Source organism: Stappia sp. 28M-7 (assembly GCF_014252955.1).
Classification (GTDB): domain Bacteria; phylum Pseudomonadota; class Alphaproteobacteria; order Rhizobiales; family Stappiaceae; genus Stappia.
The window spans coordinates 629,136-645,121 of the sequence record NZ_JACMIA010000001.1 but is presented as its reverse complement, the minus strand read 5'-3'; the positions used below and the strand labels follow the sequence as shown (position 1 = coordinate 645,121).

Here is a 15,986-nt window from a genome sequence, read left to right as displayed (position 1 = left end):
ATAAGCAGCATCGATCACGATGTCAGGACTTTCAGCTATTACACACTCGCCTCCACAATTCGGATTTACTCTTGATGTCCGGCCACCCATCCACTCCGGCCGGGCCGGTTGCTTGGGGGCGCCGCCCCCCTGGCGCGGCGCAAGGGATCGCTGACGCTCGACCAGGACGGTCTCCCCAGCCTTCCGCGCGGATGCGTGTTTCTCGCTTTCGCTAACCGCTTCGATCCGCTTGTGCAGGCCGGGTGATCCCCCTCCGTCCCGGTCGCCCTTGCACCTTGCACCCCCCCGGTCTCGCCGACGGGCAGGGTTGCAGCGCAGCGCTGCGCTCCAACCCAAGCCCATAGGAGAAAGACCATGATCACGACTGCAAACACCGCCCCGACCGTCGAAAATGGCGCAACGGTTTTCATCCCGCTCAACAAGCTCAAGAAGCACCCGAAGAACGCCCGCAAGACCCCGCACAGCGAGGCATCTATCGAGGCGAAGGCGGCGAGCATCGCCGCCAAGGGCATCCTGCAAAATCTGGTGGTGGAGCAGGAGCTTGATGCACGCGGCGAGCCGACCGGCTTCTATCTCGTCAGCATCGGCGAAGGCCGCAGGCAGGCGCAGATGCCGCGCGTCAAGCGCAAGGAGATCAAGAAGACCGAGCCCATCCGCTGCGTCATCGACATGGCGAACGATGCGGCGGAGATCAGCCTTGACGAGAACGTCACCCGCGAGAACCTTCACCCCGCCGATGAGTTCGAGCGCTTTCGCGAGCTTTCGGAAGATCGCGGATGGGGCGCGGAGGAAATTGCCGCCCGGTTCGGCGTGACCGCCCATGTGGTGAAGCAGCGGATGCGTCTCGGCGCGGTCAGCCCCAAGCTGTTGCAGGTCTATCGCGACGGCGAACTGACCTTGGATCAGTTGATGGCCTTTGCCATCACCGACGATCACGCGCGGCAGGAACACGTCTATGAGAACCTGTCCTATAACCGCGATCCGTCGAACATCCGGCGCGACCTGACCAAGATGAATGTGGCGTCGACGGACCGCTGCGCGATCTTCGTCGGAGCGCAAGCCTATACGGAAGCGGGCGGCAACATCATCCGCGACCTGTTTACCGAGGATCGTGGTGGCTTCTATGAAGACCCCGCGCTTCTGGGCCGGCTCGCCATCGAGAAGCTGGAACGGATCGCCGCCGAGGTGCGGGAGGCCGAAGGCTGGAAATGGACCGCCGCCTATCTCGACTTCCCCCACGCCCATGGGATGCGGCGCGTCTATCCGCATTCGGTGGAGCTTTCGGAAGCGAGCGCCGCTGACTATGACGCCGTGCAGGACGAGCTTGAGCGCTTGACGGCGGAATGGGAGGACGCCGATATTGATCTCCCGCTCGAAGTGGACGCCCGCTTCGCGGAGCTTGAAGCCGAGATCGAGCGGATCGACGCCATGCGCAACGCCTACGATCCCGACGAGATCGCGCGCGGTGGCGTTTTCGTCGTGGTGGCCCATAACGGCGAAGCCCGTATCGAACGCGGTTTCATCCGGGCCGAGGACGAGGCCCCGGAGCCGGAAGCCGCCGAGGATGGCGAAACCGTCATCGAGGGGGTGCGCGTCAACAGCGATGGCGAGATCATCGGCGGCGACGAGCAGGACGGCGAAGGCGGCGACGTTTCCGCGAGCGAGCCGGAACCGGAAGAAGAAGCCGGGGATGACGGAAAACCGCTGTCGGATTCGCTCATCCGCGAACTGACCGCGCATCGCACCCTTGGCCTGCGCCTGGCTCTTGGCGAGCAACCGGATATGGCGCTGATCGCCGTGGTCCATACGCTCGCCGCGCAGACCTACTATCGGGGCGGCAGCACGGCCCATTGCCTCGAAATCAGCCCGACCAGCAATTACCTCGCCGCCCACGCGGACGGCATCGAGGACACGGCGGCAGCGAAGATGCTGAACGACCGTCATGCCGGATGGGCGGCGGACATGCCGCGCGATGTTGCCGACCTGTGGGGCTTCGTCGCCGGTCTCGACCATGCGAGCCTCATGGCGTTGCTGGCGCATTGCGCCTCGCTGACCGTCAATGCGGTGAAGCTGCCTTGGGAGAGCAGCAAGCGCCGCGCCCATGAGACAGCGGACAAGCTGGCGACGGCGGTAACGCTCGACATGAGGGCGCACTGGACGCCCACCGTGCGGACCTATCTCGGTCGCGTCACGAAGACGCATATCCTCGCCGCCGTGCGCGAAGCCCTCGGCAACGAGGCGGCGGAGCGGATCGCGGACAAGAAGAAGGTGGAGATGGCCGAAGCCGCCGAACAGCTTCTGGCCGGGACCGGCTGGCTCCCGCCCGTGCTGCGCACCGAACGGCCCGCATGGCTTGCGGAACAGCAGTCCGATGCTTTCGCCACCGACGCCGCCGAGACCGCGCCGGAAGCGCAGATCGATGACCATTTCGCTGTCGCAGCGGAATAAAAGAGAGGCCGGGGCCGCGTGAGCGGTCCCGGCTTTCCATCAGTCCATCAGTAATCGCGGCCGCGCGGCTCCACCGCGCGGCCGGATGACCTCAACTGTCTAAAGTGTAGAAGAGTGTATCTGCAAGCAGATGGGCGAAGGATCAGAACAGGATTTGGAAGTTTAATGGCTATCCTTGTCCGCACTTGGCATGAGGATCAGCGTCACAGAACCGAGCCACGTTGGCGCGTGTCGATATGACTTTATCTCGCCGTCCTCCAAGAAATGATGCGTGGCGGCTGGAAACAAGCGACGATCCAGCGGGTAGCGCGCATGTGGGTTATGAAAGACTTGTAACTCGTCTGCCCATCCGTCGTGGTAGCTTGGATCATCAATATCGATCGAGACTTGGAAAGGCACGGCGGATTGTGGATCGGGGTTGAGTACCGTTCCTCGACGGATTAGTCGAACGTCAGGATGACCAAAATCTGCCAGAGCGCCCATTCGGTTGAACTTCGGCAGAGTGCCGGCGTTTGTGAAAAGCACAGCCGCCACGTTCTCAGAATCAGGTTGGTCGAAAAAGCCCGAGGGAATACTTTTCGTTCTATGGGTATGCTTCTCAATCGGTAGATAGGACCACGACAAGCCTCCGTCGGGAGTCGGTCTGAATTCTAGTTGCAAACCAAACAGGTAGGACGAGAGTGCTGAGCTAGACCAAGTCATTGTCTGCGGGCCATGGAAATCCGCTATTGCGATGGCATACGGCAATCCTTTCACATGGTTTCGCTCCCAGTCCTTCTTCTTCAGCTTCTGAAACAGCGGGCTGCCAAATTTGATCGGCATGTAGTCCCGAAGAAGTTCCGCCAAGTCTTCGGGCCTTTCTGGTCGCGGCGGGTCCACGGGTTTCCCGTCATCCCCAACACTTGGATTCACGGTTGTCGCCTCAATGGCGATGGTTTGTGCACCCTTCGAGGCGATGAAATCTGGTTGTGGATGACGTCTGTCCAGTTTAAAGCCTTCCTCCACAAGCACCGCAAAGAGATACAGTTCCCACAATCGGCTATTGAACCCCGTCGTTTGGAAATCTTTCACGAAGTTGCCGTCGGGATCGTCGAAAACGTTCGCCATTTCCGCGATCACTTCGCGGGCGGCCGAGAATGCCGGCCCATTGGCGAGCGTCAGAAAGTCAGGATGCTGCCGATCGGCTGGCACCAGCGGTGTAAAGAGATCAAGAGACCGGCCGGACACGTCTCCTTGCTCAAACGCCGCATCCTCCAAATTGCTTATCTCTGGCAGCCGCTTCGCCAAGGCGACGTCTGCCATGCGTCGGGTAAAGTAAGTTTCGCCGACGTCCACCGCCCGAAAGCGACCACGCTCATCACGCGCGAGGATAACGAAATTATAGTCCCTGTCCGTCAGATCCATGATTACGACGCCAAGTAGGCGTTCATCGTCTGTCGCCCACACGGAGCACTCAACGGTGGGAGCAAATTGTGGTACGGCACGTGACCACATCGCCAGAATTTCAAAACGGTATGGGTTCATACGCGCAGTGGACACTGCTCAATCTCCGACTTCTCGTGTTCTGCGCAGTACGTCGAGGCGGTGCTCGTTATTTCTATCGATCTTCGACTCCCAAAGGGGCGAAAGCAGCGATTATACTCGTCAATTACCGTTTCCACCCAGCTTAGAAGTTGAGACGCGTAAAGTGATAACGAGGTGTTGCCCTTTGGGCCGCGCTTTCGGCTGCGCCGGAACAACGCCCGCGCCGCGTTTCCGCCATTCGGCCTCAACCGCTAACGCGGTGTCGGCGGTGCCATTTCGCGAGAAGCCCGACCGGGATCGAGGCTCCTTGGAATGCGAGCCCCTGACACTCCGCTGCGCGGATATGCGGACCAGACTATCGTTGCCAAGCCGGATTTTCGTAGATGTCGATATACTGAGGAGCAGTCACAACTTCCATGCCTAGTCCCTCAAGGAATGGACGTCGATGCTGCCGACCTGTCAAACCAACGCCTACGAACCACGTCTTCGCTGTCCAGTCGGGTCTCAGCTTGTGCAGGCGGGCACGTTCCAGAAAAAGCCAGCGAAGGAAATTCTCGTCCTTGCCGAAACCAAAGCCGATCAGAACCAGCGGGCAGAAGAAGAGCACTTCGAGCCAAGTATCCGAGCCCAGCCAAGACTTTTCGCTGATCTTGGCGTTGGCGCGCAGGCCGCTGCGGTTGTAGACCCAGGGGCGCGCGCGCTGGACAGAGCCCATGTAATGGGTGAGACCGAGGCGAATGCTTGTCTTGTAGCGCACCATGCCATGCGCGTGCCAGATCGCGAAGCTGGACCGTGGATTGCCGATCTCTCGATCTGAAAAGTAGCAATTCCAAGGGTAGTAGTGGGTGAAATGTTCGCCACGTCGAAAAAACCGCGCCCCGACCGCCTTGGAAAGATTCTCGTCGAAATTGACGGTGATGATCGGTGCCCGGTGTCGCTGTGCCCAACCTACGATCTTTGCGTGGTGGTCGGCGGGTGACCATTTGGCCATCAGATCACAGAATTCTTCCTGTAGGTTGCTTCGATCCTCTTTCGGGCGAGCAAGGTCAAGGATGTCGAAGAATTCAGTGTTCGACATTTCCGAGGCATCGTTCTCGGTGAGTGTGAGGCCTTGCTTTCGGGCGAGCACGGCAAGAAGTTCGTCCCATGAAGAGCTTGCGTTGCTGTTGTACCGATTAATGCCGTTGCCGATCAGAAGCGCCGGCCTCTCCTGATCCAATATTTCCGCTAAATAATCTACCATCCTTCAATTCCGCCAATCATGGCATCGTCACGTTGACGAGCATAGGTGCCGCATCGCTGCTGTTCTACCAGAAATAAGTCAAAGGCTGCTCTCCTGACGGCAATCAGAACCTGCGCTGCTTTCCTATGGTGAGGAAAGCTTGGGACGGAGCATTGGCGTTGTCCTTCGGGCCGGGCTTTCGGCTGCGCCGGAACCACGCCTATGGCGCGTTTCCGCCATTCGGCTTCAATCCCATAACGCAAGAGCGCGGCGGCGGTCATTTCGCGAGCGCCCCGCACAGGTGAGGCTCCCGAAAGACTGGCCTCAGTCGCCATCGCATCGCCACCAGTGAGATAGGGTAGCTCCGCCCGGTCGATCACACGGCAGGCAGCAAATCAGCGCGGGAAACCCGGATCGGCGTGGCGAGCCAAGGCATTCACGCTGCATCCCGCGGGCAGACTCTCGGCAGCACCAGACGCGATCAATCCAGCGAGGGAGCAAAGCGCGGCCGAGCGTCGATTACGTCCACCGGAGGCGAGCCGGGCCGTGACGATGAAGATCAGGGGGCGGAGCATGACCAGTGAAACTTACGCCGTTTCAGTTCTCGAGCGGTGAGGCGGAGGGATGGCCGCCATTGCCGTATTCCCTAATTTCCTGAAACGGGCGCTCCATCCGCGATCTCGATTGGCATGGGTCTGACCGAGGACCGGCTTCGCCTCGCTCGTCTCCCGCAACGTCCGTCGCCAGCTTTTTTCCGCCGCCTTCGGCTTTGCATCGCGAAGAAAAAAAGCCGTTGCCGGCCGCCTTCCACTTCGTTCCAGCCCTGAAGGGTGCGGGGCCGATCGTCCCCGGTCGCACGACCCGCATCGAGGTCGCAATGGTGCGGCTCGACAGGAAAAGGAATACGACAATGGCGACCATCGGCACCTTCACCAAGGACGAAAACGGCGCGGGCTTCACCGGCGCGGTCAAGACCCTGACCCTCAATGTCAAGGCCAAGTTCGTCCCCGCCGAGGGCGAAAGCGAGCGCGGCCCCGACTTCCGCATCTTCGCCGGCGCCACGGAGTTCGGCGCGGCCTGGAGGAAGACCGCCCGCGAGAGCAGCCGCGAATACCTCTCCGTCAAGCTGGACGATCCGAGCTTCCCGGCCCCGCTCTACGCCAGCCTGGTCGAAGCTGAAGACGGCAGCGGCCACAACCTCATCTGGTCCCGCCGCAACGGCGACTGAGGCCAGCCTTCCAGAAGCCCCGCTAGCCAAGCGGGGCTTCTCTATGCTCATGTCCGCCGCCTTCAAGGAACCGGGAGATCGGGATCAGGGATCTCGATTTTCAGATTTTCGGCATCCCGATCGGATCTTCTTTCCGGCTTGCGCCTGCGCTTCAGCCGGCAGCCTGGCTAAGGGCGCTGCCCTCGCGCGGCGCAAGGGAGCGCTGACGCTCGGCCGGGCCGGTCTCCCCAACCTTCCTCCACGTCGTTCCTCCGTTCCGTGCAGGTCGGGTGATCCCCCTGCGGCCCGGCCGCCCTTGCACCTTTCTACCCCGGTCTCGCTGACGGCCAGGGTTGCAGCGCAGCGCTGCGCTTCAACCCAAGCCCTCAGAAGGAAAGACCATGTATCACCAGCTCGCCACCCGGTTCGGCCGCAATGCTCACCAGATCAGCGGACGCGAACCGCTCGACAATGAGGCCCTGTTTCGGCACGTCCCGTCCATCTTCGCCCGCGAGGCCCATGACAGCCGTTCGGAGCGTTACGTCTACGTTCCCACCATCGACATCGTGGAGGGGCTGCGCCGGGAGGGCTGGTTCCCGTTCTTCGCCGTGCAGTCGGTTCCGCGTGACGGGAGCCATCACGGCCACGCCAAGCATATGCTGCGCCTGCGCCGTGATGGCGGGATCGGCAAGCCGGAGGCGGCGGAAGTCATCATCGTGAACAGCCATGATGGGACGAGCGCCTATCAAATGTTCGCCGGAATGCTGCGTTTCGTCTGCACCAACAGCATGATCGCGGGCGAGCGCTTCGAGGAAATCCGCGTTCCCCACAAGGGCGGCATTCAGGATCAGATCATCGAGGGCGTCTATACCGTCGCCGAGGATTTCCCGCGCCTCATCGACGCCAGCGAGACCATGAAGGAAACGCGGCTTTCGCGGGACGAACAGCGCGTTTTGGCCGAGGCGAGCCTTGTCGCCCGCTACGGCGAAGAGGAAAGCCCGGTTCAGCCGGACCAGATCATCATGCCCCGGCGGCATGAGGATGCGGGGCAAAGCGTCTGGAGCACGTTCAACGTCATTCAGGAAAATCTCATCCGGGGCGGATTGCGGGGACGCCGCCAGGCGTCAGACGGCCGCATTCGTCGCACCCAGACCCGCGCCATCAACGGCATCGACCAGAATGTCGGCCTCAATCGCGCGCTCTGGACGCTGGCGGAGGGTATGCAGCGTTTGAAGGGGCTTTGACCCTGAACGCGACAGCCGCCGGCCCGGCCGCCCTGCCTCTCCCGGCGATCACGGTGGCGGAAAAAATCGCGCCGATCCGGCGTTGCGGATCGGCGGTGCGGCCGTGCCCGAGAACATGGCCGCGCTCGCCGGGCTACGCCCGTCTCGCAGAAACACGTAGGCACTGTTAAGAAGAAAATAACCAAGAAATTGATCGCGTTAGCCGATCTAGTTATCGCGAAAGCGCGGCTACAGTTGCTTCAACCGATGCCTGAAGTTCTCTATCCGGGCGTTGCTTTGCGTGTGTCAGGTGTAGAGAGGAAGCGCCATGCTGAGCATCGACTGGCGTTCTCCGGCGGCATACAGATTTGCCAGGAGCATCCCCGCCGCCGGTTTCGCCTGGGAATATCTTCGCCGCGATGACGAGTATCGTCGCGAGTTTCAAACCATAACCGCGTCGCACGAGCCAGACCCGGAGCGGTTGGAAGCCTTCATGCAACGCTGGGGGCTGCGATTTTCCGACCGATCCTGAAACCCCATCGGATCGGCAATCGCTGTTCTGGAGCCCAAGCCTTCAGCCGCAAGCCATATGGCTCTCTCCCGTGCAGCATCACGACAGCGAAACGGAGCCGATCATAACGCTGGCGCATCTCGACGGCCTCGATCTGCGCCAGGCCGCAGATGGCTGGCATGGCATCTGGCTGGTCGACGGCGTAGCGCATCAATTCTGGTTGCCCCACGCCGTTCCTGACGCCGCGACTTTCTATGGAACAGTCCTACCGATGGACGACCTCTACGACCTGCGCGCTCACGCCGCCCGGAGGCTTTGGCGCTCCCTCAAAGGCCGACCGCCCGGTCCTGATTTTCGCGCGCTGCCGGAGCAGCTTCGGCAGTGGCACATTCTATCCCTGCGTGCGCTCGACGCGCGTTTGCGCGGCGAAAGCTACCGCACCGTCGCCGAAGTCTTGCTTGGTTTCAGCGGCACTAAAGAGGATTTCGAGGGCGACCCGCGCAAGAATAAGGCCCGTCGCCTCGTCGCTCACGGGATCAAGATGATGCGCGGCGGCTATCGGCTGCTCCTGCATTATCCCATCAAGGCTGTGAGCAAATAAGCCTAAGCCTGCCCGCCACCGCGCGCAGCCAGTGCGACCGCCTGTTCCAGAATGCGCCGATAGCCTGAGCCTGAGAGCCACTGCGCGCGGGCAAGATGGCTTTCCCAGCAACGGCGGCTGCGCGCTTCCTCAGCGATGGGGTCGCGGTGCAGGACGATGCGCGCGACCTCCTGCCAGTCCGCGCCGTCTCGGCTGGCATCCAACAGCCGCAGATAGGTGACGTAGTGTTGTTCGTCATAGGTTGTGATATCTGGCCCGCTGGGAGCCTCATCTTCAACATCTGGATCAAGCTGAGGCCGTTCAGGCATGAATTCTGCCCTTATGCATCGGGAACGCGGACATAATGAAGCAAGTTCAGGACAACCCGATGAATAGCATGGCTTGATACGAATAGGAATGATCGTTCCTAGAATGATCGTTCCTATGCTGGTTCCCCTCTTGTCATGGATCTCAAGGAGGTCATGGCGAGGAATCTGCGTCGGGCACGTCATGATAAAAAGCTGACGCAAGAAGAACTCGCCGATCGGGCGGGCCTGAGTATGCGCTATGTCGGTGCGATCGAGCGTGGCGACGTATCTGCCAGTGTCACCGTCCTTGGCCAGATTGCCGATGCCCTTGAGATCGAGCCCGGCGAATTACTGAAGAAGGTCGGCGCGCCAAAATAGCAGGCCGATCACAGGGCCGAACGTCGCTGGCTAGGTCCGCCGAGCGACCGTACGACAATCCCAGCCACAACAGCCAGAGGGGTGCCGCCAGCGCGTGAGCGCAAATGCGGCACGCTACCCCCGCCGCCGATCCCTCGCCATGGTTCGCCGTAGCCCGCCGCTTTGTCTGCGGCGCGCATTAACGACGAACTCCAGAGGTGATCCCATGGCCAACCCCTTGGCGGGCCTGCCGCCACGACTTTTGCGCACGCAGGAAGCTGCCCGCTTCCTCGGCATTTCCATCCGCACCCTTGAGAAACACCGGACCTACGGAACCGGCCCGACCTATCGCAAGATTGGCGGGCGCGTCCTCTACACCGTCCACGACCTCGAATCCTGGTCGGAGATCGGCACCCGCAAATCCACCCGCGAGACGACGGACGGCACGGTTTTCCCCGCGCGTCCGCTGACGCCCGAAGAGCGGGGCAAGTGCTGAATGCTGCGCGACGACGATCATAGACCCGCGCAGCCGACCGATGCGAGCGAGCGCAGCCATCTCAACCCCTTCGTGGTGGCGACCGGCGATGCCGCCCCGCGCGACCAGCGCGACCTCATGGAACGACCCTTCTTCTCGCTGGCGAAGACGCCGCGCACCAAACCCATTCTCTACAAGGCGGCCGATGTCGAGGTGCAGGTGCTCGCCATGCCCGAACACGGCATGGCGACCATCTGGGACGCCGACGTGCTGATATGGGCCGCCTCGCAGATCGTCGCGGCCGAGAACGACGGCCTGCGCACCTCGCGCTTCTTCCGCTTCACGCCCTATCATCTGCTGCGCGCCATCGGGCGGCCGACTGGCAACCGCCAATACGTGCTGCTGAAGGCCGCGCTCGCGCGCCTGCAATCCACTGTCATCGCCACGACGATCCGCAACGGCCCGCATTGGCGGCGTCGGCAATTCTCGTGGATCAACGAGTGGGAGGAGATGACGACGCGCGCCGGCCGCGTCGAGGTCGCCCACACCGTGGTTCGCATCATCGTGTCGAATTCGGAACTGCCTTGAACGCTGGTCGCCGCTTCTGGCGCGGAAACGGCGGCGTTCGGCGTTCATGGTTCTGTTGGGAAATGGCGCACCGGGGAAGATTCGAACTCCCGACCCCCAGATTCGTAGTCTGGTGCTCTATCCAGCTGAGCTACCGGTGCTTAGGCCATCATGCCGCCGCATCAGACGAGAAGCGTCAGACACGAGGCGAGGCGGTCCGTCCGTGGCATCGCCTCCGGACAGGGCGCAATCTCTACTCTGGTCCTACGCCGATTGCAAGCGACCGCACGCGTTTTTTCTTCGACTTTTTTGCGTATCCCCACAGCCTGTTGATAAGCTGCCGGGACGCTCTCATCCGCTTGTGTCGAGAGAGGCTGCAACGCGGCCGGATTCCGCCATTTCCCTGTCCTGCCCGCCACTTGCCGGATCGTCCGGGGCGCTGCGCGGCAGGCGGATCTCGAACTCCGCGCCCGGCCCCGCCCGCTCCACCAGGCAGATATCGCCGCCATGGGCGCGCACCAGCTCGGCGGCAATGGCCAGCCCCAGACCGGTGCCGCCGCGCCGGGCGGCGGACTGGAACGGACGAAAGAGCTTCTCGCGCAGGGCCGGCGGCACGCCGGGCCCGGTGTCGCGCACCCGCACCACCACCTCCCCTGCCCGGCAATCGGCCTCGACGATCACCCGGCGCACCAGCATATCGGAGCCCGACTGCTCCAGCGCCTGCACCGCGTTGCGGCACAGGTTCATCAGCACGCGGAACAACTGCTCGGGATCGGCCTCCACCTCCGCCCCCTCGCCGACACGGTTCTCGAAGGCGACAGCCCCGTCCGCCGACAGGCCCAACACCTCGCCGACATCGCGCACCAGCAGATCGAGCCGCACCAGGCGGCGGCGCAGCGGCGCCTCGCGGGCACTGCCATAGGCCAGCACCGAGCTGGTGTAGCCGACGGCGCGGTCGAGCGTCGCCAGGATCTTCGGTGCCAGCCGCTGCACGGTCGGATCGGCGACATGCTCGAGGCGCTCGGAAAACAGCTGCGCGGAGGCGAGAAGGTTGCGCAGGTCGTGGTTGATCTTGGAGACGGCAAGGCCGAGATCGGCGAGCTGCCGGCGGCTTTTCAGCGTCTCGGTCAGCGTCGCCTGCATCGCCGCAAGGCTGTGTTCGGCATCGCCCACCTCGTCGTCGCGGCGCGAGGGCGCGATGATCAGGGTGGGATCCTCGGGCGAGGCCTGGAAGCGGGCCATGGAGCGCGTCAGCCGCTGCATCGGCCGCACCAGGAGCCAGCGCAGCGACAGGTAGACCAGCGCCGCCGTGATCGCCGAGATCACCAGCGACAGCGCCAGGATGCGCACCGAAAAGGCCCACATCGCGTTGCGCAGACTGGCTTCCGGCATGACGATGTCGACCCGCCCGCCGATGCCCATCTGGGTGGGGCCGATGACGCGCATCTGTCCGTCGCCGGAGGACAGCAGGATGGCGAAGCTTTCGAGCACCGAGGTCATCGCATCGGCCTTGCCCATGTCGACCGTGCGGTCGATCTCGCCCGGCGTCTCGACCATTGCGATGAGGCGGCGGCGCTCTCCCTCGTCGAGGGCGACGGCCAGCGCGCCGGTGGCGCGCAGCAGCTCCGCCTGCACCGCCGGGGACACCATGTCGGCCTCCACCAGCACGCTGGCGGCAACGCCGGCGATGGTCAGCTTGTCGGTAAGCCAGGTATTGCGGAAATTGGCGACGGACGGCACGAAGATCAGCACTTCGCTCAGCATCACGAAGAGCACGGTGAGAATCAGCAGCTTGCCCGACAGGCCGCCCCAGCGGCGGCGGCGGCCCGCGCCTTCCGGGGCCGCGCGCACGGGATCGGGCGACGCGGACCGGCCTCGCGCCGCTGCGTCCCCGCGGGACGTCTCGTCATGATGCGGTGCGCTCAATGGCCACCCTGTCGCTGTCTTGCCGTCCCGCCTGCCCGCCGGTCGGCCAAAACGCCACGCCCCGTTTCCGGCGCAGTCCCGCCTGTCCGCCGTGCCCCTCGCCTCAGCCGAACCGGGCTAGAAAGCGGATGAGGCGGCGAATCCACGGGTTGCGCGCACTGTCAGCATAATAGGAAATCGCCGCGCGGCGAACCGCTTCCGAAAGGGACGGATAGGGAGAGACGAAACCGGCGAGGTCACGCACGCCCAGCTTGCGGGCGACGACGAGCGACAGGAGGTTGGTCATCTCGCCCGCCCCCGCCCCCACGACGCTCGCCCCGAGGATGCGCCCGCCGCGCCCGGCGACCAGCCGCACCAGCCCGTCCGTGCGCGCTTCGGCCTGCGCCCGGTCGTTGCCGGCAAAGGCGGCTTCCAGCACCCGCACCCGCGCTGTTCCGAAGCGGGCCCGCGCCTCCTCCGCGCTCAAGCCGACATGGCCGATCTGCGGATCGGTGAAGGTCACCCGCGGGATGATCTCGCGGGTTTCCCTGGCCGGCAGGCGGAACAGCAGCGCCCGGATCACCACCCCGGCGTGATAGCCCGCGACATGGGTGAATTGCAGGCCGCCGGCGACGTCGCCGATGGCATAGACCCGGCGGTTGGAGCTGCGCAGGTTCGCGCCCACGGTGATGCCACGCCGGTCGAACGCGATGCCCGCCTCCTCCAGGCCCAGCCCCTCGACATTGGCCTTGCGGCCGACGGCCAGCAACAGATGCGTGCCCTCGATCTCCCGCGCCGTGTCGCCCTCGCCCAGCGTGAGGCGGATCGCGCCGGCCGTGCCGGACACGGCGGTGACGCTCGCCCCCTCGATCAGCTCGACGCCCTCTGCGCGCAGCCGCTCCAGCACGAGCGCGGCCAGCTCCGGGTCCTCGCGCGGCATGGCGCGGGCCGCCTCGACGACGGTGACGCGGGCGCCGAGCCGGCGATGGGCCTGCGCCAGTTCCAGGCCGATCGGCCCGCCGCCGATCACCAGGAGATGGCCCGGGCACTCGCGCAAGGTGAAGATCGTCTCGTTGGTGTGCCAGGGCACCCCCTCGAGGCCCGGGATCGGCGGCACCAGCGGCGAGGAGCCGGTGGCAACGACGAAGCGGCGGGCGCGGATTTCCGCCTCTCCCGCCACCACCGTGCGGGAATCGCGAAAGCGCGCTGGCGCACGGATCACCGTGACGCCCAGACCCTCGAAACGCTCCTGCGAATCATGCGGGGCGATCGTGGCGATGACCTTGCGGACATGGTCGTTGACCGCGGCGAAATCGACATCGACGCGCGGCACGGTGATGCCGAAGCGCTCGGCCTCCTCAGCATGACGCGCCGCCTTGCCGGCGGCGATCAGCGCCTTGGAGGGCACGCAGCCGTAGTTCAGGCAGTCGCCGCCCATCTCCCCCTTCTCGATCAGCACGGTGTCGACGCCGAAGGCGGCAGCCGCCGCCGCGACGGAGAGCCCGCCGCTGCCGGCACCGATGACGCAGATATCGGGAGTGAGGAGACGGGACATCGGTTGGGCCCTTGCTAACAGGAAGGAAACACGAAACGGGCGGACGATCGGTTGGCGGTGTCAGGTGCCGGGCGGTTTTGCTCGGCCGCGCCACTTTCGCAAGGCAACGGGAATGAGTGCCGCCAGCCCGAGCGCTGCAAAGGCCAGCACCAGCTCGCGGGTCACCAGCGCGGAAAGCTCGATGCTGCAGGTGCCGGCCGCCGCGCAGCCGGGCGCAGCCGCCTCCTGCGCCGCGATCACGCTGTCGAGCCCGGCGCCGATGAAGGCATAGGCATAGGTTCCCGGCAGGATGCCGACGAAGGTCGCGAGCAGGTAGGGCCGCAGTCGCATGCCGAAGACCGCGGGGGCGACATTGACCAGCCAGAACGGGAAGACCGGGGCAAGGCGCAGGAACAGGAGATAATGGAACGCATCCTCGCGAAAGCCTTCCGCCAGACGCGACAGAAAGGGCCCGGCGCGCGCCGCCAGCGTCTCGCCGAGCGACATGCGCGCGGCCAGGAAGATCAGCCCAGCGCCAATGGTCGCGGCAAAGGCGACCACGGTGCCGCCGAGGGCCCAGCCGAACAGGAAGCCGCCGAGCACGGTCAGCAGCGAGGCGCCGGGAAAGGACAGCGCCACCGCCGACACATAGACGGCCGCGAAGCCGGCAACGGCAAGCCACAGATTTTCGGAAACGAGCCCGGCGAGCTCGGCCCGGCGGCGGATCAGTTCGGACAGGCTCAGATGTTCGTGCAGGCCGAAGGCATAGCCGAGCGCCATCGCCGCCAGGATCACCGCCAGCGGCAGGAAACGGCGCAGCGAGGGGCGGCGTGCCGCCCCGCCGGTCTTTCCCGTCCCGCCCTTGCCGCTGTCCATGGGTGTCTTCCCCCCGTCCGCCGCGACCGCCGAGGTCTCCGCCTCAGCGCGCATCGTTCAGCCTCCAGTCGTAGTCGTAACCGATGACCGGCGGGTTAGCATCGAGCCTTGCGGCGAGCGTTGCGTCCGCATGGCTGCGCCAGTGGCGGCGCAGGTCGCGCTCGCTGCCGAAGTCCTCGTCGAACCAGCTGTAGATGCGCGACACGCGCAAGCCGCCCTCGCGTGCCTCCACCCCGCGCGGGTGGTTGATATAGGCGCGCGCGCCCTCGTCCAGCATCCGCTCCAGGTCGCGGGCGCGATAGGCCCGCCGCGCCAGATTGGGGCAGCCGATCGAGGCGCAGTTGACGGCATAGTGCACGCGCGGCTCGCGCCAGCGCTTTCGCAGGATCTCGTGCTCGATGTCGTCGAGCGACAGGTCCCGCCCCTCCACGCGCACCAGGGCCTTGCGCCAGGGCCCGCGGGAGAAGAAGCCCCCGCCGAGGTCGATGTCGCGGATCGAGGCGACCGGATAGTGGGCGAGCACCACCTGCAGCGTGACCGCATTGTAGAGATTGACCCAATAGGCGAAGGCCTCGCCGCGCGGCAGGCGCGAGGCGGCGACCCCGGCAAGGCTCTCGATATAGCGGTCGAGCGCTGCGCGCCCCTCCTCGCGGAAGCGGGCATAGCGGACCCGGTTGAGGCCGTCGCCGCCCGCCACCACGTAGCGCTGCAGCAATTCGGTGAAGGCCTCGTGCGAGGGTTCGGCCGCCTCGGCGCGTGGCGAGCGGGCAAGGGCTGCTGCGCCGATTCCCGCGATCACCACGCGGCGCGACAGACGCGTGCCGCCGGCATCGTTTGCGGCATCCGCCTGCGTCTTTACGGTTTGTCGCCTCCACGCCATCGCGCTTCTCCCCTTGGCCTTGCTGGAGTTCTAACGCCGATATGGGGCCGGGAGGTCGCAGAATCGGTTGCTCTCACCGGGAATTGAACCTGCGGGCGGGGCCCGTGAGGCCCGCGTGAGCCGATCCTGAGCCGGCCATGAGCCGGGCGCGGGCGCCGACGAGGCGGAAACTTGCGCAAAGAGGGGAAAACCTGCGCTTCCTGCGCGCTCCCGACGCACCGCTTGTCGTTGACTTCATCCGGTTCGGCCCGTATAAGCCCGGCAATCGGGTCGTGCTGACTTATGCGGCGCCCACGACGCCTCCGTCTGACCGGTCTTGAGGACCTGGGCCGGCCGGGGTCGACCACCAGAAAAATTCGATAACCAGGG

General features: G+C 64.5%; 14 protein-coding genes, 1 tRNA gene and 1 pseudogene. 8 read left to right on the top strand and 8 right to left on the bottom strand.

The features are described from left to right. Positions 1-354 precede the first annotated feature (354 nt). On the top strand, positions 355-2,448 hold the full coding sequence (locus H7H34_RS02940; RefSeq protein ID WP_185924189.1) for a ParB/RepB/Spo0J family partition protein: 2,094 nt from the start codon (positions 355-357) through the stop codon (positions 2,446-2,448). 162 nt (positions 2,449-2,610) lie between these two features. Here the strand turns inward: H7H34_RS02940 and H7H34_RS02935 are convergent, their stop codons facing one another. Beyond that, entirely contained in the window at positions 2,611-3,987 is a 1,377-nt protein-coding gene (locus H7H34_RS02935) for a hypothetical protein (RefSeq protein ID WP_185924188.1), read from the bottom strand. A 340-nt stretch (positions 3,988-4,327) separates the two neighbouring features. Further along, entirely contained in the window at positions 4,328-5,215 is an 888-nt protein-coding gene (locus H7H34_RS02930; RefSeq protein ID WP_185924187.1) for a hypothetical protein, read from the bottom strand. Between the two features lie 889 nt (positions 5,216-6,104). On the opposite strand from H7H34_RS02930, the gene H7H34_RS02925 reads away from it, so the two are divergent. The 4 genes from H7H34_RS02925 to H7H34_RS02910 all read left to right on the top strand — a co-directional run bounded on the left by H7H34_RS02925 (position 6,105) and on the right by H7H34_RS02910 (position 8,736). Then, positions 6,105-6,422 carry a DUF736 domain-containing protein gene (locus tag H7H34_RS02925; RefSeq protein WP_185926414.1) on the top strand — a complete coding sequence of 106 codons (318 nt, stop codon included), beginning with the start codon at positions 6,105-6,107 and terminating at the stop codon, positions 6,420-6,422. A 380-nt stretch (positions 6,423-6,802) separates the two neighbouring features. Further along, a complete protein-coding gene (locus H7H34_RS02920) occupies positions 6,803-7,645 on the top strand; it encodes a DUF932 domain-containing protein (RefSeq protein ID WP_185924186.1) in 843 nt (280 codons plus the stop codon). Between the two features lie 307 nt (positions 7,646-7,952). Beyond that, positions 7,953-8,156, top strand: coding sequence for a transcriptional regulator domain-containing protein (locus H7H34_RS02915; RefSeq protein ID WP_185924185.1), 204 nt, complete (start codon positions 7,953-7,955; stop codon positions 8,154-8,156). Positions 8,157-8,226: 70 nt separating this feature from the next. Further along, positions 8,227-8,736, top strand: coding sequence for a DUF2285 domain-containing protein (locus tag H7H34_RS02910; RefSeq protein ID WP_185924184.1), 510 nt, complete (start codon positions 8,227-8,229; stop codon positions 8,734-8,736). A gap of 2 nt (positions 8,737-8,738) precedes the next feature. Here the strand turns inward: H7H34_RS02910 and H7H34_RS02905 are convergent, their stop codons facing one another. Beyond that, complete coding sequence (locus H7H34_RS02905) at positions 8,739-9,044, bottom strand: DNA -binding domain-containing protein (RefSeq protein ID WP_185924183.1); 306 nt, start codon at positions 9,042-9,044, stop codon at positions 8,739-8,741. 135 nt (positions 9,045-9,179) lie between these two features. On the opposite strand from H7H34_RS02905, the gene H7H34_RS02900 reads away from it, so the two are divergent. The 3 genes and pseudogenes from H7H34_RS02900 to H7H34_RS02890 all read left to right on the top strand — a co-directional run. Beyond that, positions 9,180-9,401, top strand: a complete 222-nt coding sequence (locus H7H34_RS02900; RefSeq protein ID WP_092715099.1) for a helix-turn-helix domain-containing protein — start codon at positions 9,180-9,182, stop codon at positions 9,399-9,401. A gap of 205 nt (positions 9,402-9,606) precedes the next feature. Continuing rightward, positions 9,607-9,876: a helix-turn-helix transcriptional regulator gene (locus H7H34_RS02895; protein ID WP_185924182.1), complete on the top strand. Its 270-nt coding sequence runs from the start codon at positions 9,607-9,609 to the stop codon at positions 9,874-9,876. After that, positions 9,877-10,392, top strand: a pseudogene (locus H7H34_RS02890) (replication initiator protein A); the annotation flags it as partial. It abuts the gene before it with no gap. Between the two features lie 114 nt (positions 10,393-10,506). Here the strand turns inward: H7H34_RS02890 and H7H34_RS02885 are convergent. The 5 genes from H7H34_RS02885 to H7H34_RS02865 all read right to left on the bottom strand — a co-directional run bounded on the left by H7H34_RS02885 (position 10,507) and on the right by H7H34_RS02865 (position 15,617). Continuing rightward, a tRNA-Arg gene (locus H7H34_RS02885) sits at positions 10,507-10,583 on the bottom strand. Between the two features lie 190 nt (positions 10,584-10,773). After that, positions 10,774-12,348 carry a sensor histidine kinase gene (locus H7H34_RS02880; protein WP_209006139.1) on the bottom strand — a complete coding sequence of 525 codons (1,575 nt, stop codon included), beginning with the start codon at positions 12,346-12,348 and terminating at the stop codon, positions 10,774-10,776. A 103-nt stretch (positions 12,349-12,451) separates the two neighbouring features. Next, positions 12,452-13,882, bottom strand: coding sequence for a dihydrolipoyl dehydrogenase family protein (locus H7H34_RS02875; RefSeq protein WP_185924181.1), 1,431 nt, complete (start codon positions 13,880-13,882; stop codon positions 12,452-12,454). A 60-nt stretch (positions 13,883-13,942) separates the two neighbouring features. Further along, positions 13,943-14,791 (bottom strand): TVP38/TMEM64 family protein, encoded by an 849-nt coding sequence (locus H7H34_RS02870; protein ID WP_371811346.1) that lies wholly within the window; start codon positions 14,789-14,791, stop codon positions 13,943-13,945. Then, positions 14,781-15,617 carry a DUF547 domain-containing protein gene (locus tag H7H34_RS02865; RefSeq protein ID WP_185924180.1) on the bottom strand — a complete coding sequence of 279 codons (837 nt, stop codon included), beginning with the start codon at positions 15,615-15,617 and terminating at the stop codon, positions 14,781-14,783. Before H7H34_RS02865 ends, H7H34_RS02870 begins: the two co-directional genes overlap by 11 nt. Positions 15,618-15,986: the final 369 nt, after the last annotated feature.